This is a genomic window from Microbacterium sp. C5A9, from assembly GCF_022627955.1.
Classification (GTDB): domain Bacteria; phylum Actinomycetota; class Actinomycetes; order Actinomycetales; family Microbacteriaceae; genus Microbacterium.
Genome location: NZ_JABXGD010000005.1, coordinates 300574 through 319100, shown reverse-complemented (window position 1 = coordinate 319100; position 18527 = coordinate 300574). Strand labels below are relative to the sequence as shown.

Annotated in this window: 16 protein-coding genes and 1 tRNA gene; 3 read left to right on the top strand and 14 right to left on the bottom strand. The window is 68.9% G+C overall.

All coding sequences use genetic code 11. From position 1 onward, the window contains the following. Positions 1 to 12: 12 nt before the first annotated feature. The 3 genes from mpaD to HWD99_RS11760 all read right to left on the bottom strand — a co-directional run bounded on the left by mpaD (position 13) and on the right by HWD99_RS11760 (position 3319). On the bottom strand, positions 13 to 1299 hold the full coding sequence (gene mpaD / locus HWD99_RS11770; protein ID WP_241796406.1) for a daptide-type RiPP biosynthesis aminotransferase: 1287 nt from the start codon (positions 1297 to 1299) through the stop codon (positions 13 to 15). Next, entirely contained in the window at positions 1296 to 2330 is a 1035-nt protein-coding gene (gene mpaB, locus HWD99_RS11765; protein WP_241796405.1) for a daptide biosynthesis RiPP recognition protein, read from the bottom strand. Before mpaB ends, mpaD begins: the two co-directional genes overlap by 4 nt. Before the next feature lie 128 nt (positions 2331 to 2458). Further along, complete coding sequence (locus HWD99_RS11760; RefSeq protein WP_241796404.1) at positions 2459 to 3319, bottom strand: hypothetical protein; 861 nt, start codon at positions 3317 to 3319, stop codon at positions 2459 to 2461. A gap of 204 nt (positions 3320 to 3523) precedes the next feature. Between HWD99_RS11760 and HWD99_RS11755 the strand changes: the two genes are divergently transcribed. Beyond that, positions 3524 to 3611: transfer RNA gene (locus HWD99_RS11755), tRNA-Ser, on the top strand. Positions 3612 to 3664: 53 nt separating this feature from the next. On the opposite strand, the gene HWD99_RS11750 is transcribed toward HWD99_RS11755, so the two are convergent. From HWD99_RS11750 to HWD99_RS11715, 8 genes are all read right to left on the bottom strand, one after another. After that, positions 3665 to 4264: a GNAT family N-acetyltransferase gene (locus HWD99_RS11750; RefSeq protein ID WP_241796403.1), complete on the bottom strand. Its 600-nt coding sequence runs from the start codon at positions 4262 to 4264 to the stop codon at positions 3665 to 3667. A 30-nt stretch (positions 4265 to 4294) separates the two neighbouring features. Then, positions 4295 to 4930: a phosphatase PAP2 family protein gene (locus HWD99_RS11745; protein ID WP_241796402.1), complete on the bottom strand. Its 636-nt coding sequence runs from the start codon at positions 4928 to 4930 to the stop codon at positions 4295 to 4297. A gap of 30 nt (positions 4931 to 4960) precedes the next feature. Further along, positions 4961 to 6325 (bottom strand): multidrug effflux MFS transporter, encoded by a 1365-nt coding sequence (locus tag HWD99_RS11740; protein ID WP_374205465.1) that lies wholly within the window; start codon positions 6323 to 6325, stop codon positions 4961 to 4963. A 146-nt stretch (positions 6326 to 6471) separates the two neighbouring features. Then, entirely contained in the window at positions 6472 to 7626 is a 1155-nt protein-coding gene (locus tag HWD99_RS11735; protein ID WP_241796401.1) for a cystathionine gamma-synthase, read from the bottom strand. Between the two features lie 60 nt (positions 7627 to 7686). Further along, entirely contained in the window at positions 7687 to 9081 is a 1395-nt protein-coding gene (locus HWD99_RS11730) for a cystathionine beta-synthase (RefSeq protein ID WP_241796400.1), read from the bottom strand. Between the two features lie 105 nt (positions 9082 to 9186). After that, positions 9187 to 10152: a carbohydrate ABC transporter permease gene (locus HWD99_RS11725; RefSeq protein WP_241796399.1), complete on the bottom strand. Its 966-nt coding sequence runs from the start codon at positions 10150 to 10152 to the stop codon at positions 9187 to 9189. Then, positions 10149 to 11288 carry a carbohydrate ABC transporter permease gene (locus HWD99_RS11720; RefSeq protein ID WP_241796398.1) on the bottom strand — a complete coding sequence of 380 codons (1140 nt, stop codon included), beginning with the start codon at positions 11286 to 11288 and terminating at the stop codon, positions 10149 to 10151. Before HWD99_RS11720 ends, HWD99_RS11725 begins: the two co-directional genes overlap by 4 nt. Before the next feature lie 106 nt (positions 11289 to 11394). Further along, the gene (locus tag HWD99_RS11715; RefSeq protein WP_241796397.1) at positions 11395 to 12714 is read right to left on the bottom strand and encodes an ABC transporter substrate-binding protein; all 1320 of its coding nucleotides are present in this window, start codon (positions 12712 to 12714) and stop codon (positions 11395 to 11397) included. Between the two features lie 282 nt (positions 12715 to 12996). Here HWD99_RS11715 and HWD99_RS11710 point away from each other — a divergent pair, with 282 nt between their 5' ends. Beyond that, positions 12997 to 14001, top strand: a complete 1005-nt coding sequence (locus HWD99_RS11710; protein ID WP_241796396.1) for a LacI family DNA-binding transcriptional regulator — start codon at positions 12997 to 12999, stop codon at positions 13999 to 14001. A gap of 129 nt (positions 14002 to 14130) precedes the next feature. Here HWD99_RS11710 and rplL read toward each other — a convergent pair whose 3' ends face one another. From rplL to HWD99_RS11695, 3 genes are all read right to left on the bottom strand, one after another. Beyond that, the gene (rplL, locus tag HWD99_RS11705) at positions 14131 to 14508 is read right to left on the bottom strand and encodes a 50S ribosomal protein L7/L12 (protein ID WP_042539579.1); all 378 of its coding nucleotides are present in this window, start codon (positions 14506 to 14508) and stop codon (positions 14131 to 14133) included. A 50-nt stretch (positions 14509 to 14558) separates the two neighbouring features. Next, complete coding sequence (gene rplJ / locus HWD99_RS11700) at positions 14559 to 15047, bottom strand: 50S ribosomal protein L10 (RefSeq protein ID WP_053097428.1); 489 nt, start codon at positions 15045 to 15047, stop codon at positions 14559 to 14561. 233 nt (positions 15048 to 15280) lie between these two features. Continuing rightward, positions 15281 to 17074: a glycoside hydrolase family 15 protein gene (locus HWD99_RS11695; RefSeq protein ID WP_241796395.1), complete on the bottom strand. Its 1794-nt coding sequence runs from the start codon at positions 17072 to 17074 to the stop codon at positions 15281 to 15283. 51 nt (positions 17075 to 17125) lie between these two features. Between HWD99_RS11695 and HWD99_RS11690 the strand changes: the two genes are divergently transcribed. Beyond that, the gene (locus HWD99_RS11690) at positions 17126 to 18490 is read left to right on the top strand and encodes a glucose-6-phosphate dehydrogenase (RefSeq protein ID WP_241796394.1); all 1365 of its coding nucleotides are present in this window, start codon (positions 17126 to 17128) and stop codon (positions 18488 to 18490) included. Positions 18491 to 18527: the final 37 nt, after the last annotated feature.

Below are 18527 nucleotides of genomic sequence, written 5' to 3'. Positions count from 1 at the left end.
TGAACGGCGCCGTCATGCGAACACCTGCGCTGCCTGGTCGAGCCCCGTGCGCACGGCGGAGTCCAGCTCGTACAGCTCGTCCGGAGCGAAGGCGTACGCCGGGATCAGCTCGATGGCGCTCGGGCCGGGATGCACCAGCACGCCGTTCTGCGCGATCGCGGAGACGACCCGATGCACCTCCGCACCGGAGAGCAGACTCCCGTCGTCGTGACGGAGGGAGAGCCCGAGAAAACAGCCACGGCCCGTGACCCCGGCGATCAGACCCTCTTCTCGCCACTGCCTCGCCCGCCGCGACAGAGCAGCCGCGAGCTCCTGCGTGGTGGACTCGACGTCGATGCGCTGCAGCTCGTCGATCACCGCGACGATGGCGGCCGTGCACGCCGGTGTCCCTGCCTGCGTCTCGCCGTGCACGAACGTCCAGCCGCCGCGCACGAAATCGGACGCGACGCGGTGCCCGACGAGGAGCACGGCGGCTCCCATCGCCCCGTTCGTCAGAGCCTTCGAGAGGATGAGCACATCGGGCGCAGCGGCCCAGTCGTCGGTGGCGAACATGCTCCCGGTGCGGCCGAATCCCGTCGCGACCTCGTCGGCGACGATCAGGAACCCGTACTTCTCGCGGAGCGCGAGGAGGCGGGCGACGAACGCGTCGGACAGTGCGTGCGCGCCGCTGCCGAGCACGGGTTCGACCACCACCGACGCCACCCGGGGCCCTTCTCTCGTCAGCAGCGTCTCCAGCTCCTCGCCGTCGTCGGTGTGGGACACATGCCTCACCGATCGGCGATCGACGGCGTAGACCGACTGCAGCAGGTCGTCGCCGCTCAGTGCATGACTGCCGTACATCGTGCCGTGGTAGCTGCCCCTCAGGCCGACGACCAGCGACCGGGATCCTGCTCCCTGCTGCGCCCAGTACTGGCGCGCGAGCTTCATCGCGGAGTCGTTCGCCGCCCCGCCCGAGGTCGAGAAGATGACGCGGCTGTATCTGCGCGGATTCGCGAGCTCGATGAGCGCCTCCGCCGCGACCTCGGCATGCCGATGGGGTGTACGGAACAGGGACAGATACGACGCGTCGTGCGTCGCTCTGCTCACCGCGTCGGCGACAGCCGGGTTGCCGAAGCCGAGAGGGACGTTCCACAGTCCGCTCGTCGCGCAGAGGCGAGTGGACCCGTCGGCGAACTCGATGCGGTTCCCCGCGGCGCCGACGGCCACCTGATCGCTCGTGAAGGTCGCGTCTGCGGGCACCATCGAGGTCCAGAGCGCATGCGGACCGCTCGTGCTCCGGGCTCCCCCGTCGGGCCTCATGCGTCGACCCGCCCGCCGACGTGGATACCGAGCCTCGTGGCGGCTTCTCGGCAGAGATCGTCGGCGTCGGAGAACGGGAGGTCGAGGATCCGGGCGATGCGCTCGGCCGCCACCCCGGGGGCGCTCGACGTCTGCATGACGGCGACGACCTGGGCTGTCACGGGCGACAACAGCTGCCGCCGCAGCGTCGTCGTGTCGGCGAGCACGAGGCCGTCGGCGGTCTCGAGCAGGAACGGATCCGCGGCCAGCGGCTCGGCATCGGCCCGGCCGTCGTCGTCGTCGATGAGATGCCAGCCGAATCCTGAGATCCGCGCGGTGCCGTTCACGAGTCGGAGCATCTTCATCAGGTCCGTGGCGAGGAGATACCGTCTGATTCCCTCGCGAGAGGTCAGCTCGGCGACGAACTCGGTCTTCGACTCCCCGGCTCCCAGTGCGACCGCGCGGGGCAGCGGGGTCGCGAGCACGGCGGGGAGGTCGGCGATGCTGCCGACCACGTCACCCCGCACGCCGACGCTGACCTGCCCGTCGCCGTGCACTCGGAGAGCGCTCGGGAGCTCGAGTTCCGTCGGCGCCGCGAGCGCGTCGCGGCCCGCGAGGAGGACGCGCGGGTCGATCAACGCGGACGGGAAGACCCCGGTGCGACGAGCGAGTGCGGCGTCGTCGAGGAACGCCCGTCGGCTCGGTCCGTCGAGGAGGCACACCGCGGTGGGACCGACGATCTGCACGTAGGCGGCCGCGACATAGTCCTGGAGCTCGACGCCTCGCTCGCCGAAGAACAGCTCGTCTCCGATCTCGGTCAGCTCGCCGCGGTAGCGCAGGGCACGAGCGGGTCCGTCATACGGTTCGCTCTCGACGGGCAGGAGCAGCAGATCATCGTCGCCCACCACCGGGACGAGGACGCTCGTCGCGACGCCGCTGTCGACGAGGAACACCCGCGCGTACCGGTCCCGCTCCCCCGTGATCCACTCGCGGAGCCCTCGCGCGCCGACGACCTCGGAGTCGTCCTCGCCGCCCCCGCGTGACGTCGTCATCGTGTTCGCCTGCATGTCGCCCCCCAGAGATGTGATGCGTCGTGTGACTGCGATGAGCAGTCATCTGACGATATAAAGATGCGCGCAGAGCTGCAGTATTCTTCGCACAGGGTGAAGATCCGCCCGTGTCAGACGTCGCGGAAGAGCCCGGACGGGCGCGCACCGAGCAGTCGATCGACGTGCCGATGGATGAGCGGGACGAGCGTCCCATGCTCGCCGCCGTCCGCTCGGGTCAGGAGCTTGGTCATGACGAAGAGCTGCGAGACGACCCCGGCATCGGTCTCGAGGTCATCGCGGAAGCGATGCGTGATCTCGTCGGCGATCGTCGGAACGGCGAGCGAGTGCCCGAGCAGGAAGGCGGCGTCGTATCCGCGGGGCGCGAGGCCCCAGGCCTCCCAGTCGGCGATGCCGAACGGATCACGGTGAACGGTGCGCCAGTGCAGCTCGCCATGAGCCGGCAGCAACGCGGCGGTGTCGAGACGCACGTCGATCCCGAAGAACACCGCGAGACGTCGCCGTACGACCTCGGGGTCGAGCGCCCGGCGCTCGGTGGGCGCATCGGCGAGGCGGGTGAGGTGGGAACGCAGACCGTTCCACCACTCCTCATCGACCGCCGGCGGTCGATCGATCACGGCACGTGGTGCGCACGGCCGCCCCGGCAGCATGCTCGACACCTCGGCACGGTAGACCACCGCACCGTCTTCCCATCCCCGCACTTCGAGCATCCGAGGGGCCGCGACCCCCGCCAGCGCCGCCGCCTCCTGGTTGCCCGTCCACCAGGGCCCGCGCGCCCACTCGCGGCGCGCTCGCACCACCCTCAGCCACCAGCACGACCCTCCGCGCCGCACGGCCGAGCCGATGGAGCGCTCACGCCGACCGATCTGCACCCGCCCCACGGCATCGAGCCCGAGTTCGGCGAGTGCGCGCTCATGCGCCCTTCGGAGATCTGCGCGCAGCGTGACCCGCTGCTCGACAGACGATGTCCTCATGCACGCCCCCAGACCCGTTCGACACCCCTCTCGTGGCCGAGAGAGCCGCGCACCATTCCATATGGCAGCGAAGCGTCGTCATACGACGATAGATACGGTGCGTGGCGGGGAGCAAGAGTTCGCGAGATCGCATATCGGTGCGACGACATCCTGCGTGGTCGGGGGCATCCGGCGCGATCGGATAGACTGGACAGGTTGTTCCCTGGTGACGTGTCCGAGCGGCCGAAGGAGCACGCTTGGAAAGCGTGTGTTGTGCAAGCAACCGCGGGTTCGAATCCCGCCGTCACCGCCACAACAGGAAGGGCCCCCGCATCAGCGGGGGCCCTTCCTGCTTTATCGAGCGGGTCAGCCGAAGCGCACTCCGTAGCTCTGCCCGCCTGGCTCCGCCGGAAGCTGCTCCATGCCCAGGCGCTCATAGAACGCGGCGGCGCCCGTGTTGTTCGGGTCCATGCCGAGGTGCAGCGCAGGCACTCCGCGGCGCGTGAGCTCGGCGAAGAGCGTCTCGATCAGCGCACGTCCGAGTCCCTGCCCTTGCGTCTCGGGCAGCAGATCGATGTGCAGGTGCGCGGGGTACTCGGCGGCATGGGGGTTCCGGCCCGGCGCCTGGCTGTAGCCGTACTCGATCATCCGCTCCTCGCGGGTGGTCGCGTCGACCGGTCGCGGATACCGCTCCTGCAGCCCCGGCCACCACTCGTCGCGGAACCATGTGACGAACGCCTCGGTGTCGTCGGTGGCCACGAGGTAGCCGATCACACGCTCGTCGTCGGTCTCGACCACCCAGGCGAGGTCGGGATGCCGCTCGACGTAGGGCACCGCGAACAGATCGCCCCAGAGCGAGTCGTCCGAGAGGATCCCGGTCGCATCGGCACCGGCATCCGCCGTCCTGGTGCAGACCTCGTACAGGGCGGCACGGTCGGACGGGCGATACGGACGGATGCGGGACACGACGGCTCCTCGATGAGATGGGGTGTTCCGTCAGCCTATCGGCGCGGTGCGCGACTCGCGGCGAGACGCGGTCTGCACCCACGGCAGCAGCCACGCGGCCAGCACCAGCACGACTCCCGCGCCGACGAGCGCCCCGCCGATGGTGTCGGTCGCCCAGTGCACCGAGAGCAGGGTGCGGGAGATCGCCATCGCGACGATCCAGACGATGCCGACGACCGCTGTCCACACCCGAGGGAAGACGAGCCACAGCACCACCGCGATCGTCGCGGCGTTCGCCACATGCCCCGACGGGAATGAACCGAAGTCGCTGAGCACGATCATGTCCTCCGGGCGTGCACGGCCGAAGAGGTGCTTGAGAAGCTGCACCGCACCGGCACTCGCGAGGAAGGCGGCTGCGGCGAACACCGCCGCCTGCCACCGTCGCACGATCAGCAGCGCGATGATCACGATCAGCGGCACGACGAGGATCGCGACCACACCGCCGCCGATGTCATTGAGGATCAGCGCGGCCGTCAGCATCCAGTCGGCGCGATGCGCGGCGATGGTGACGTTCCACCAGCTGTCGAAACCGGGAGGTTCGGTGTAGCCGAACACGATCATCGCTCCGAGAAGCGTCGCCGCGACCAGCATCCCGATACCCCACCACAGCAGCGCGCGTCGTCTCATCGCTCCATTCTGCCGGTCGGATGCTGAGAATCAGGGAGCGAGCATGCCGACGGTGCGCGGACGCACGATCAGCCAGAGCGACAGCACCCCGATGACGGCGCATCCGACCATGACGGAGGCCATGGTCGTGGCGGTGATGCCGGCCCCCTGCGAGACCCATCCGACGATCGGCGAGATGAGCCCGGCGACGCCGAAGTTGGTCGCCCCGATCACCGACGCGGCGGTTCCTGCGGCCTTGCCGTGGCGGTCGAGCGCGAGCACCTGGACGTTCGGGAAGGTGAACCCGCACGCCGTCATGAAGAAGAACAGCGGGACGACCGTGCCCCAGAGCCCGAGACCGAGCTGGTCGGTGACGATGATCGCGGTTCCGGCGATCAGCAGCGCGGCCGTCGAGTACGCCATGACCCACTGCGGGCCGAACCGCGCCGCGAGCCGCGACGCCGTCTGCACGCCGATGACCACGCCGAGGGAGTTGACCGCGAAGAGGATGCCGTACTGCTGCGCGTCGAGACCGTGCGTCTGCTGGAACAGGAACGGCGACGCCGACAGGTACGAGAACAGGCCGGAGAAGGTCATGCCGCCGATGATGAGCACGCCGATGAAGACCCGGTCGGAGAACACCGAGCGGTAGCGCTGCAGCACCGTCGCTCCGCCCTTCTCCTGACGACGGGCGGCGGGCAGCGTCTCGGGGATGAAGATCAGGGTCGTGATCAGCATGACCACGCCGTAGAGGGCGAGCACCACGAAGATGCCCTGCCACGGCATGAGCGTGAGCAGCCACGACCCGATGAGCGGGGCGATCACGGGGGCGACCCCCGAGACGAGCGCGAGCCGCGAGAGCATCACGACCAGGCGCCGGCCGCCGAACAGGTCGCGGACGATCGCCATCGCGACCACGCCGCCGGCCGCCGCACCGATGCCCATCAGCACGCGCGCGCCGCTGAGGAGAGGCAACGTCGGGGCCCACGCGGCCGCCGCGCTCGCCAGCACGTGCAGCGCGGTGACGGCGATGAGCGGCAGTCGACGGCCGACCTTGTCGCTGAGCGGCCCCACGATGAGCTGTCCGAGCGCGAAGCCGATCATGGTGCCCGTGAGCGTCAGCTGGATCGCCGCCGCCGTGGTGTCGAAGTCGCGCTCGAGCACCGGGAACGCGGGCAGATACAGGTCGATCGTGAACGGGCCGAGCGCGGTGAGCGCCCCGAGCAGCACGATGTACAGCGCCCGGCGCCCGTTCGAGATCGAGTCGCCCGGGTGCAGCATGATCGGCGCCGTCGCGGGGTTCGAGCCGAGGGTGCGGATCGCGCCCGTGGACGACGGGACCCGGATGCTGCCGGTCGCCGTCCGCTCGGGAGCGGGAGCGGTCGGGATGGAATCGGTGCGGGGCGCGTCAGACACAGGTACTTCCGAGATCGGGGGTTTCAGTTCGAATCGATTCGAACCGGGCGAAGTGTCCATGGTATCGCCCTCGTCGCGTCACGGATGCATGACCGACTCCCCCGCAGACGGGAGGAGTCCGCGGCGACCTGCCCTGACGCGCGGGATCAGCGGGAGATCGTCGCGAGCCCCCGCTCGAGGTCGGCGATGAGGTCTGCGACATCCTCGATACCCACCGACAGCCGCACGACGTTCTCGGGCACAGCGAGCTCCGTGCCGCGCACCGAGGCGTGGGTCATGTCCGGCGGGTAGCCGATCAGCGACTCGACGCCGCCGAGCGACTCGGCGAGCTGGAAGAGCTCGGTCGACTCCGCGAAGGCCTTCGCCGCGCCGGCCCCGGCAGACAGTCCGAGCGAGAGCATCCCGCCGAAACCGCTCATCTGGCGCGCGGCCACCTCGTGGCCCGCGTGCGAGGCGAGCCCCGGGTAGTACACCGTCGCGAACTCGGGGCGCTCTGCTGCCCACTCGGCGATCGCCTGCGCGTTGGCCGAGTGCTGGCGCACCCGCACCGCGAGGGTCTTGATGCCGCGGGTCGTCAGCCACGCGTCGAGCGGGGCCGACACCGCGCCGACCGCGAACTGCTGGAACTTGATCTGCTCGAAGAACCTGTCGTCGGCGAACACGACCGCACCCCCGAGCACGTCGGAGTGCCCGCCCAGGTACTTCGTGGTCGAGTGCACGACGAGGTCGGCGCCGAGCGACAGCGGCTGCTGCAGCGCGGGCGAGGCGAACGTGTTGTCGACGACTGCGATCGCACCGGCCGCGTGCGCGATCTCGGCCACGAGGGCGATGTCGACGATCTTCAGGAGCGGGTTGCTCGGCGTCTCGATCCAGACGATCTTCGTCTCGGGGCGGATCGCCGCACGCACGGCGTCGACGTCGGACAGCTCGACCGTCGAGAACTCGATCCCCCACGGCGCGAGCACGCGCGCAAAGAGCCGGTACGTGCCGCCGTAGACGTCGTTGCCCAGCACGACGTGGTCGCCCGGCTTCAGGATGCCGCGCAGAAGAGCGTCCTCCGCGGCGAGGCCCGACGCGAACGACAGCGCGTTCGCGCCGCCCTCGAGCGCGGCCAGCTGCGTCTCGAGCGAGGAACGGGTGGGGTTGCCTGCGCGGTTGTATTCGTAGCCGTCGCGGAAGCCGCCGATGCCGTCCTGCACGTGCGTGGACGCCTGATAGATCGGCGGGATGATCGACCCCGTGGTCGGGTCGGGCTCCTGACCTGCGTGGATGGCTCGGGTGGCGAAGGCATGCTCGGACATGCGTCTCAGCCTACGTCCGCCGCCACCCCGGCAGCCCGTCCTGTTACGCCGGGCGTCATCTCAGCGCGAGATGTACGACAGCAGATCCTGGCGCGTGAGCACGGTGTGGGGCTTGCCGCCCTCGGTGACCAGCAGCGCGTCGACGTCGGCGAGCGCGGCGCGGGCCTGTGCGACGGGCGCGTGGATGCCGATGAGCGGCAGCCGCTCCCCCACGTGCGCTCCCACGGCGTCGGTCGGCTTGGCGTCGCCGCGGAAGAGGAGGTCGAGCAGCCCCTTCTCGTCGACCGTCCCGACGACCTCGCCCATCATGACCGGCGGTTCGGCGCTCAGCACGACGAGCTGCGACACCTCGTACTCGGTCATCATCCCGATGGCCTCGAGCACCGTGTCGGTCGGATGCGCGTGCACCAAGTCGGGGAAGCGCACCCCGCCCTTCGGACCCTGGTCCTGTCGCTGCGACCGCAACTCCAGCACGTCGGCGACGGTCTCGCCCTCCTCGATGTCGCTGAAGCCGTACGAGCGCATCCACCCGTCGTTGAAGATCTTGCTCAGATACCCGCGGCCCCCGTCGGGAAGCAGCACCACCATCACAGCATCCGCCGGGAGGTCTCGGGCGGCGCGCAGCGCTCCCACCACGGCCATCCCGCTCGACCCGCCGACGAGGATGCCCTCTTCGCGAGCCAGTCGCCGTGTCATCGCGAACGCCTCGGCGTCGCTGACCGCCACGATCTCGTGAGGAACCGTCGGGTCGTAGGAACCCGGCCAGATGTCCTCCCCGACGCCTTCGACGAGGTACGGGCGGCCGGTTCCGCCGCTGTAGACGCTGCCCTCAGGATCGATGCCGATGATACGGACCCGCTCCTCCGACACCTCGCGCAGGTAGCGGCCGGTGCCGGTGATCGTGCCGCCCGTGCCCACCCCGGCGACGAAATGCGTCACCCGGCCGTCGGTGTCACGCCAGATCTCGGGTCCTGTCGTCTCGTAGTGACTGCGCGGTCCGTTGGGGTTCTCGTACTGGTTCGGCTTGAACGCCCCGGGGATCTCACGTGCGAGGCGGTCGCTGACGCTGTAGTACGACTCGGGGCTGTCGGCGGCGACCGACGTCGGCGTGACGACGACCTCGGCGCCGTAGGCCCGCAGCACGTCGATCTTGTCCTCGCCGACCTTGTCGGGCACGACGAAGACGCAGTCGTAGCCGCGCTGCTGGGCGACGAGGGCGAGGCCGACCCCGGTGTTGCCGCTCGTCGGCTCGACGATGGTCCCGCCCGGCTTCAGGTCACCGGCGGCTTCGGCCGCGTCGATGATGCGCGAGGCGATGCGGTCCTTCGACGAGCCGCCCGGGTTGAGGTACTCGAGCTTGACGAGCACCGTGCACGCGACGCCCTCGGTGACGTGCTGCAGCTTCACGAGGGGCGTGTCGCCGACGAGGTCGACGATCGATTCTGCGTACTTCATGGTCACAGCGTACGTGCAGGAATGCCGCGGTCGGGGCTGTGTTGCGCCCGACCGCGGCATCCGGTGCTGCGTGTCCTGCGGTGTCGCCGATGCCGCCGTGGCGGTCTAGCCCTTCGTCGACCCCGCGAGCAGCCCTCGCACGAAGTAGCGCTGCAGCGAGAAGAAGACGATCAGCGGGATGATGATCGACACGAACGCACCCGCGGTGAGCAGGTACCAGTCGTTGCCTCGGGTTCCGGTGATCTCCGCGAGCAGCTTCGTGATCGGAGCGGCAGCGCCGTCGGCGAACACGAGAGCGACCAGCAGATCGTTCCAGACCCACAGGAACTGGAAGATCGCGACCGAGGCGATCGCCGGCATCGTCAGCGGGAGCACGACGCGGAAGAAGATCTGTCCGCGGGATGCGCCGTCGACGCGGGCCGCCTCGATGATCTCGCCCGGGATCTCCGACATGAAGTTGTGCAGCAGGTAGATCGCCAGCGGCAGTGCGAACATCGAGTGCGCGATCCACACCTGTGCGTACCCCTGCGACGCGTCCAGCGGCAGCGTCACCTGCACCCCGAAGAGGTTGATGCCTCGGGAGAACGAGCTGAGCAGGGGCACGAGCGCCATCTGGATCGGCACGATCTGCAGCGCGAACACGAAGATGAACAGCGCGTTGCGTCCCTTGAAGTCGATCCACGCGAAGGCGTAGGCCGCCATCGACGCGATCATCAGCGGGATCAGCGTGGCCGGGATCGTGATCGCGATCGAGTTGACGAACGACTCGAGGATCGTCAGCTGCGTGGTGCCGGACTGCAGCACCTGCACGTAGTTGTCGATCGTGACCTGCGGGTTCGCGAAGAACTCCCACCACCCGCTCGACTGGATCTGATCACGCGGTCGGAACGACGAGATGAACAGTCCGAGGGTCGGTATCGTCCACAGGACCGCGATCAGGATGGACGCCACCGACGCCCAGGGGCGGGACAGCTTCTTGCGTGCGCGGCCGGCTGCGCCGTCGAGGCCGCCCCCGGTCGTGATGGCTCGAGTGCTGGTCGAGTCGGTCTGGGTCTTCAGCGTGTCGCTCATCGGACCTCCCGCTGCTTCTTGATCTGGCGCGCGTTGTAGATGACGATCGGCAGCACCAGGATGAACAGGATGACCGAGAGCGCGGCGCTGCGGCCGGCCTCGAACTTGGAGAACTGCGTGTACATCTCGTTCGCGAGCACCGAGGTGCCGTAGTTACCGGCGGTCATCGTGCGCACGATGTCGAACACCTTCAGCGACGCGATCGAGATCGTCGTGAGCACGACGATCAGCGCCGGGCGGATCGAGGGCACCGTGACCGCCCAGAACCGCTCCCACGCGTTCGCGCCGTCGAGCTCTGCCGCCTCGAGCAGCTCGGCCGGCACGCCCTTGATCGATGCCGACAGCACGACCATCGCGAATCCGGTCTGCACCCAGATGAGCACGACGATGAGGAAGAGGTTGTTCCACGGTTCGTTCAGGAGCCACTGCTGCGGCTCGCCGCCGAACCACACCAGGATCTGATTCAGCAGACCGATCTGCTTGAACTCGGGACCCCGGTACTCGTACATGAAGCGCCAGATGATGCTGGCGCCGACGAACGAGATCGCCATCGGCATGAAGACGAGCACCTTGTAGATCTTCTCGCCGCGGGTGCGGTCGATGAAGACCGCGTACGCGAGACCGACCAGGGTCGACACCGTCGGCACCAGGAGCACCCAGATGATCGAGTTGATCACCGACGTGATGCCGTCGGACTGGGTGAAGATCCAGAGGTAGTTGGCGAAGCCGACGAAGTCGTTGCCGGAGGAGTTGAAGAACGAGGTGTACATCGTCTGGATCGACGGGAGGATGAGCCCGACGAGCAGGAGCAGCATGGCCGGGGCCATGAAGGCGACGAGCTGGATGAGGTAGCCGGCGCCGTCTCGCGAGCGGTAGTCGAGGAAGAAGAACAGCGCCCCCACGGCGACCGCCACTCCCATGGCCCAGTAATAGGAGCTGAAGAAGAACATCACCGCGAGTGGGATGAGCAGGCACATCGCCAGTCGCACCCAGGTGTAGATCGCTCCCTTGCGCGGAGCGATGTCCACGAGCAGCAGGATGACGGCGACGACCACCGCGAAGGCGATGACGACGGCGACGGCCTGCAGGAACGGCGGGAGCATGCCGATCCATTGGAAGAATTGAGTCGCGTTCACGGAATCCCCTTCATGACGCGTGAGGGAGTTGCGGTCGGCGCGGCCGTGCGCGGACCGGGTGAGGAGTGAGGAGGGCCGCCCGCAGGGGCGACCCTCCTCGATTCGATCAGCTGGACGGCCAGCCGGTCTCGATCTGCGTCAGGACCTCATCGGTGGAGGTGCCGTTCACCCAGGCGACGATGCCCTTCCAGAAGGTTCCGGCACCGACGGCACCGGGCATCAGGTCGGAGGCGTCGAAGCGGAACGTGGTGTCCGGGTCCTGGAGGATCTTGATGGTCTCCTGCAGGATCGGGTCCTTGGCGTTGGCCGGGTCGAGGCCGTTGTTGGCCGAGGTCACGCCACCGAGGCTGACGCGGCTGTTCGCCCACTCAGGGCTCGACAGGTACGCGAGCACCTTCTGGGTGGCCTCGGAGTCGCTGAACGCTCCGACGATCTCACCGGCACCGGTGACGGCCTTGTCGTCTGCGCTCTCACCCGGGAGCATGAAGGCCCAGATGTCGCCGTCTTCGGCGATCTCGGTGCCCTCGGGGAAGAAGCCCGACAGGAACGAGGCCTGGTGCGTCAGCGCGCAGCTGCCCTCGGCGAGTGCCGGGGCGACGTCGCCGAACGCGGTCGAGTTGATCGAGCGCACGTCGCCGAAGCCCGCGTTGACGTTGGCCGGGTTCAGGAGCACCGAGCCGACCGAGTCGAACGCCGTCTTGATCTGCGGGTCGGTGAACGGGATCTCGTTGGTCACCCACTGGTCGTAGACGTCAGGACCGGCCTGGCGCAGCACGTAGTCCTCGACCCAGTCGGTTCCGGGCCAGCCGGTGGCCGTGCCGGACTCGAATCCTGCACACCACGCGGGCGTACCGGTCGCGGCCTGGATCGTGTCGGTGAGCGCGGTCATCTCGTCGAGCGTGGTCGGCACCTCGACACCCCACTCGGCGAACTTCGCCGGGGAGTACCAGATCCAGCCCTTGACGTTGGCCATCAGCGGCGCACCGTAGAAGGTGTCGTCGACGGTGCCGTACTTCACCCAGTCCTCGGTCCAGTACTCGTTGGCGTTCTTCTCGACCTCTTCGGGCGCGGGCTTCAGGAAGTCGCGCTTGGCGAAGTCGGCGAACAGACCGGGCTGCGGGAAGATCGCGATGTCCGGCGGGTTGCCGCCCTGTGCGCGCGTCCCGAGCTGCGTCTCGAAGTCCTGGCTGCCCTCGTACTTGATCTCGATGTCGTTCTCCTCGGCCCAGTCGGCCCAGGATTCCTGGAGCAGTTCCGCCTCGGAGTCGACGATCGTGCCGTAGATGGTGACGGTGTTGCTGTCGCCGCCGGAACCGCTGCCGCCGCCGGCCGCGCCACCGGGAGCACCACAGCCGGCGAGCGCGATACCCGCGACTCCCAGCAGAGCGATCGGCGCGTAACGCCGGGAACGCTGTGACAGACCCATGTGAATTCTCCTCTTCGAGTTTCACGGTCCCCCGCTCATTCTGCGCCGCCCCTCGGCACAGAATCGGGAACCGATTCCAGGACAACCTATCGGGGTCCGCACGCCAGGCACAATAAGCGTTGGTCACAAGCTCGCAACCTTTCGGGGCGTCGACTCCGGTCCGATGGGAGCGCTCCCTCGCGATCGGCATGGAACCGGTTCCTTTCTCACGGCCGAGCGGCTACGCTGACATCGGCGCGACCGGGTGGGGCCGCCGCGCGAAGAACTGGTCGAGGAGGACCGATGAGCACGATCGCTGATGTCGCAGCGCGTGCGGGCGTGTCGAAGGCCACCGCCAGCCGCGCGCTGAGCGGACGCGGATACGTCTCCGACACGACTCGTCAGCGAGTCGAGGATGCGGCGGGCGAGCTGTCGTACGTCGCCCACTCCTCCGCCACCAGCCTCGCCACCGGGCGTACCCGGACGGTGGGAGTGATCATGCCCCCGGTCGACCGGTGGTTCTTCGCCGAGCTGCTCGCCGGCATCCAGGAAGCCCTGTTCGAACGGGACTACGAGCTCGCCCTGTACGGCATCCGCGAGGGCAGCGAGACGCGCGAGCGGCTCTTCGACACCGTGCTGCCGGGGCGCCGCTTCGACGGGATCATCGCAGTCGGCATCCAGCCCAGCGCGCAGGAGCTCGAACGACTGCAACGCTCGGAGCGACCGCTCGTGAGCGTCGGGCCCTACAGCGAGGGATCCAGCGCGGTGTCGATCGACGACGTCGCCGCCGGACGGATCGCCACCGAGCATCTCATCGAGCTCGGCCACACCGAGATCGCCTTCGTCGGCGGCTCGGCCGACGCGGAAGCCCAGAGCTTCGGCGACGCGCGGCGCATCGTGGGGTATCGCGAGGCGCTGGCCGCGGCCGACCTCGCCGACCGCGTGCGCATCGCGCACGCGCCTCCGACCATGCCCGGCGGCTATGCCGCGGCCGTCGAGCTGCTGGGCGACCGCCGCCTGCGGCCGACCGCGGTGGTGGGAGTGTGCGACGAGGCGGCGATCGGTGCCATGGTCGCGGCTCGACGCCTGGGGATCGCCGTGCCGACGGAGTTGAGCATCGTCGGCGTCGACGACCACGAGCACGCCGACATGTTCGCGCTGACGACGATCCGTCAGGCGCCCCGCGAGCAGGGGCACGAGGCCGTGCGGCTGCTGGACCAGCAGATCGAGCACCCGGACTCGGAGCTCGAGCGCATCGTCTCGGCATCCGTCCTGGTCGTGCGCAGTTCGACGGCCGGCCGGCGCTGACGCCCGTCCTCCTCCCCCGGATCGCCCACGACCCCGCCCGGACGCACGAAAGCCCCGGGCGGACCCGGGGCTTTCGTGAAGCGTTCAGACGCTTCCAGGGCGAGGCGCGAGGCCACGACCTGGAACGGATTACTTGAGGGTAACCGTGGCGCCTGCCTCTTCGAGGGCAGCCTTGGCCTTCTCGGCTGCTTCCTTGTTCGCGCCCTCGAGCACGGCCTTGGGAGCACCGTCGACGACAGCCTTGGCCTCGCCGAGACCCAGCGAGGTGAGCTCGCGGACGGTCTTGATGACCTGGATCTTCTTGTCGCCAGCAGCCTCGAGGATGACGTCGAAGGAGTCCTTCTCCTCAACCTCTTCAGCAGCTCCGCCACCTGCGCCGGCAACGGCGACGGGGGCAGCAGCGGTGACCTCGAACTTCTCCTCGAACGCCTTGACGAAGTCGTTGAGCTCGACGAGGGTCAGGCCGGCGAACTGCTCGAGCAGCTCCTCAGTGGTGAGCTTAGCCATGATGTATCTCCTAGATAGATGGGTTTTGTTGAACGAGAACGTCAGGTCGCTTACGCGGCCTCGGCGGTCTCCAGCTTTTCGCGAAGAGCATCGATGGTGGCGGCAGCCTTGCCCATCGTGGCCTTCATCATGCCCGCAGCCTTCGCCAGCAGAACCTCACGGCTCTCGAGCGCGGCGTACTTGTTGACCTCGTCGGCAGAGAGGGCGTTGCCCTCGAAGATGCCGGACTTGATCACGAGAAGCGGGTTGGCCTTGGCGAAGTCACGAAGAGCCTTGGCAGTGGCGACGAAGTCACCGTGCACGAACGCGACGGCCGACGGACCCTTGAGGTCGTCGTCCAGCGCGGTGATGCCAGCCTTGTTGGCGGCGATCTTGGTCAGCGTGTTCTTCACCACGGCGTACTCAGCGTCCTGACGGATGCTGTTGCGCAGCTCCTTGAGCTGGGCAACCGTCAGACCGCGGTACTCGGTCAGCAGAACGGCAGTCGAGTTCTCGAATGACTTCGTGAGCTCGGCGACCGATGCATCCTTCTGCGCCATGGTCACTCCTTGGTGTGTACGAGGTGCCTCACGGCGGTGAGGCACCGGTTCCGACCCCTGGCAACAGAAAAGCTCCGGCGCAAGCGCACGGAGCTTTGGAAAGTTCGTGTCCTGCGCGGGCCCCTGCTGAGCAGAGCTTCGATCCTCATGCACTCACGCGCACGACGATGACCAGCGGTCTTCGGTTACGACAACTGTACCCCACGGCTCCCCCGGCCCCAAATCGGGCAGGATCACCGTCGGTGGGCCGCACGGCCTCCGTGGCCGGCGAGTGCATCGGCGGCGCGGATCAGGCTCAGATGCGAGAGCGCCTGCGGGGTGTTGCCCGCCTGCCGGGCCCCGCCGACGTCGTACTCCTCGGAGAGTATGCCGAGGTCGTTCGCCAGGCCGATCAGCCGCGCCATCAGGTCACGGGCCTCGTCGACGCGCCCGCTCGTCGCATACTGCTCGACCAGCCAGAAGCTGCACGCGATGAAGGGATGCTCGCCACCGTCGAGCCCGTCGACGCCGGACTCCGTCCGATACCGCCGCAGGAATCCGTCCGTGAGCAGGGTGCGCTCGATCTGCGCCACGGTGCGGAGCATGCGCGGGTCGTCGGGCGCGCAGTACCCGACCTGCGGCAGCACGAGCAGCGAGGCGTCGACCTCGGTCGAGCCGTAGTGCTGGACGAAGTACCCGTGGTCGGCATCCACCCCGCGCTCGTCGATCTCGCTCCGCAGCGCGTCGCGCACCGCCGCCCACCGATCCGCGTCACCCGGCAGAGCGTGCTCCCGCACGGCGCGCACACCCCGATCGAGGGCCGCCCACATCATGACCCGGGAGTGGGTGAACCACTGCGGCTCGCCGCGGATCTCCCAGATGCCGTTGTCGGGGCGGTCGACGGACGCGATCACCTGCTCGATGAGCGCGCGCTGCAGCGGCCACGAGAAGTCCCCTTCCTCGAGACCGGCGATCCGGGCCGCTTCCAGCGCGACGAGCACCTCTCCGATCACATCGCCCTGGTACTGGTCGACCGCGCCGTTGCCGATCCGCACGGGCGCGGCACCTCCGTAGCCGGGCAGGCTCGTGAGCTCGCGCTCGATGAGGTCGCGCTCACCGGCGATCCCGTACATGATCTGCACCTCGTTCGGCTCGCCGGCCACCGCCCTGAGCAGCCATCGCCGCCAGTGGTGCGCCTCGGTGAGGAAGCCGTGTGCGATCAGGGCCTCGAGCGTCAGCGCGGCATCCCGCAGCCAGACGAAGCGGTAGTCCCAGTTGCGCGAGCCGCCGAACTCCTCGGGAAGCGATGTCGTGGCCGCGGCCACGATGCCGCCGGTGTCCCTGTTGGTGAGCGCCCGCAGCACGAGCAGCGATCGCACGACCTCGGCGCGATACGGGCCCTCGTGCTCGATGCCGCTCGCCCAGCCCTGCCACCACGCTCGGGTGGCGGCGATCGCGTCGTCGACGTCGAGCGGCTTCGGCGGATGCTCGTGCGAGGGGAACCAGCTGAGCGTCAGATCGCGGACCTCCCCGGCCGAGACCGTCAGCGTCGCCCGGTGCCGGTGGTCCTCGGCGACGAGCCGCACCCCGCGCACGACCACCGCCTCCGGCCCCGCCGTCGCGCGCAGAGCAGGCTCCTCGGCCGTGCCGACCTGCCGCACCCAGGGAAGTCTGCGGGAGTAGTCGAAATGCAGCCGCAGCTCCGTGACGAAGTCGACGTGACCGGAGACGCCGACGATCCGGCGGACGACATCGCTGCGCGAGGGGTGCAGCGGCATGAACTCGTGCACCTCGGCGATGCCCTCGGCCGTCTCCCACCGGGTGACGAGGATGAACGTGTCGGACACGTAGTGCCGCGCGGAGGTCGCCGTCTCGTCGACGGGCCGCAGACTCCAGCATCCGTTGCTCGCCTCTCCGAGCAGCGCTCCGAACAGCGACGGCGCATCGAAGCGAGGAAGGCACAGCCAGTCGATGCTGCCCTCCTTCGAGACGAGCGCGCCGGTGCGGCAGTCGCTGAGCAGGGCGTAGTCCTCGATCGGAGCGGGCATCGCCCGATTCTGACACGACTGCCGGTCGGGTGGACGGGTTACGGTGGGTTCATGGCCGATGCGACGACGCTCGTGATCTTCGGAGCCGGCGGCGATCTCGCCTCCCGTCTCCTCCTGCCCGCGCTGGGACAGCTGCTCACGCGGGAGCCCTCCCGCGCGGTGCGCATCGTCGGCGCCGATCGCGAGGACTGGACGGATGCGGATCTCGACGCCGTCGTCCGCACCGCGTTCGCGACGATGGATGCCGACGACGCCGCCGCGCGCGTGGAGGTGTCGTACGTGCGCACCGACATCACCCGACCGGACGACCTGCGCGCACTGCTGCCGGACTGCACGGGGCAGGTCGCGCTCTATTTCGCCGTGCCTCCCTCGGTCGCTGCGGCGTCGATCGCGGCGCTGACGCCCGACATGCTGCCCGACGGCGCCGTGCTCGTCATGGAGAAGCCCTTCGGCACCGACGAGGCGAGCGCGCGCGAGCTGAACCGCACGCTCACCGCCCTCGTCCCCGAGAGCCAGGTCTTCCGGGTGGATCACTTCCTCGGCCGGTCGACGACCCTCAACCTGCTCGGCGCACGGTTCGCGAACCGCATCCTCGAACCGCTGTGGTCGGCCGAGAGCATCGAATCGGTCGACATCGTCTACGACGAGTCGCTGGCACTGGAGGGACGCGCCGGCTACTACGACTCCGCCGGGGCCCTGGTCGACATGATCCAGAGTCACCTCCTGCAGGTGCTCGCCGTGCTCGCGATGGAGGAGCCGACCACTCTCGACGAGCTCGACTTCCGTGCGGCGACCAGCGCGGTGCTGCGTGCGACCACGGTGTGGGGCGACGATCCGGTGGCGTCGTCCCGTCGGGCGCGGTACACGGCCGGCACCGTCGGCGGCGCCGAGAAGCCGTCGTACGTCGACGAGCCGGGAGTCGATCCCGAGCGCCGGACCGAGACCCTCGCCGAGGCCACGTTCGAGGTGCGCAACAGCCGCTGGGCGGGAACGCCCTTCCGGCTCCGCTCCGGCAAGGCCCTCGGCACGCCGGCGACCGAGATCGTCGTGCGCTTCCGTCCCGTCAGGCACGTGCCGACGGGTCTCACCGGATCGTCCGACGGTGCCGTGCTCCGATTCTCCCTGGGCCCCGACCGCATCTCCCTCGAGCTCAACCTCAACGCGGCCGAGGACCCCTTCGAGCTGGAACGCGCGACCCTGTCGGCCGAACTCGGCGAGGGAGCGCTCAAGGCCTACGCCGAAGTGCTGTCGGGCGTGCTCGACGGCGACCCGCTCCTGTCCGTGCGCGGCGATGCCGCCGAGCAGTGCTGGCGCATCGTGGCACCCGTCCTCGAGGCATGGCATCGCGACGAGGTCCCCCTCGAGGAGTACACCGCGGGCTCCGCCGGGCCCGAGGGCTGGTCAACGCTCGGCTGATCGCTCGCCTGCCGCGGACGAGGGATGCCGGGTGCGG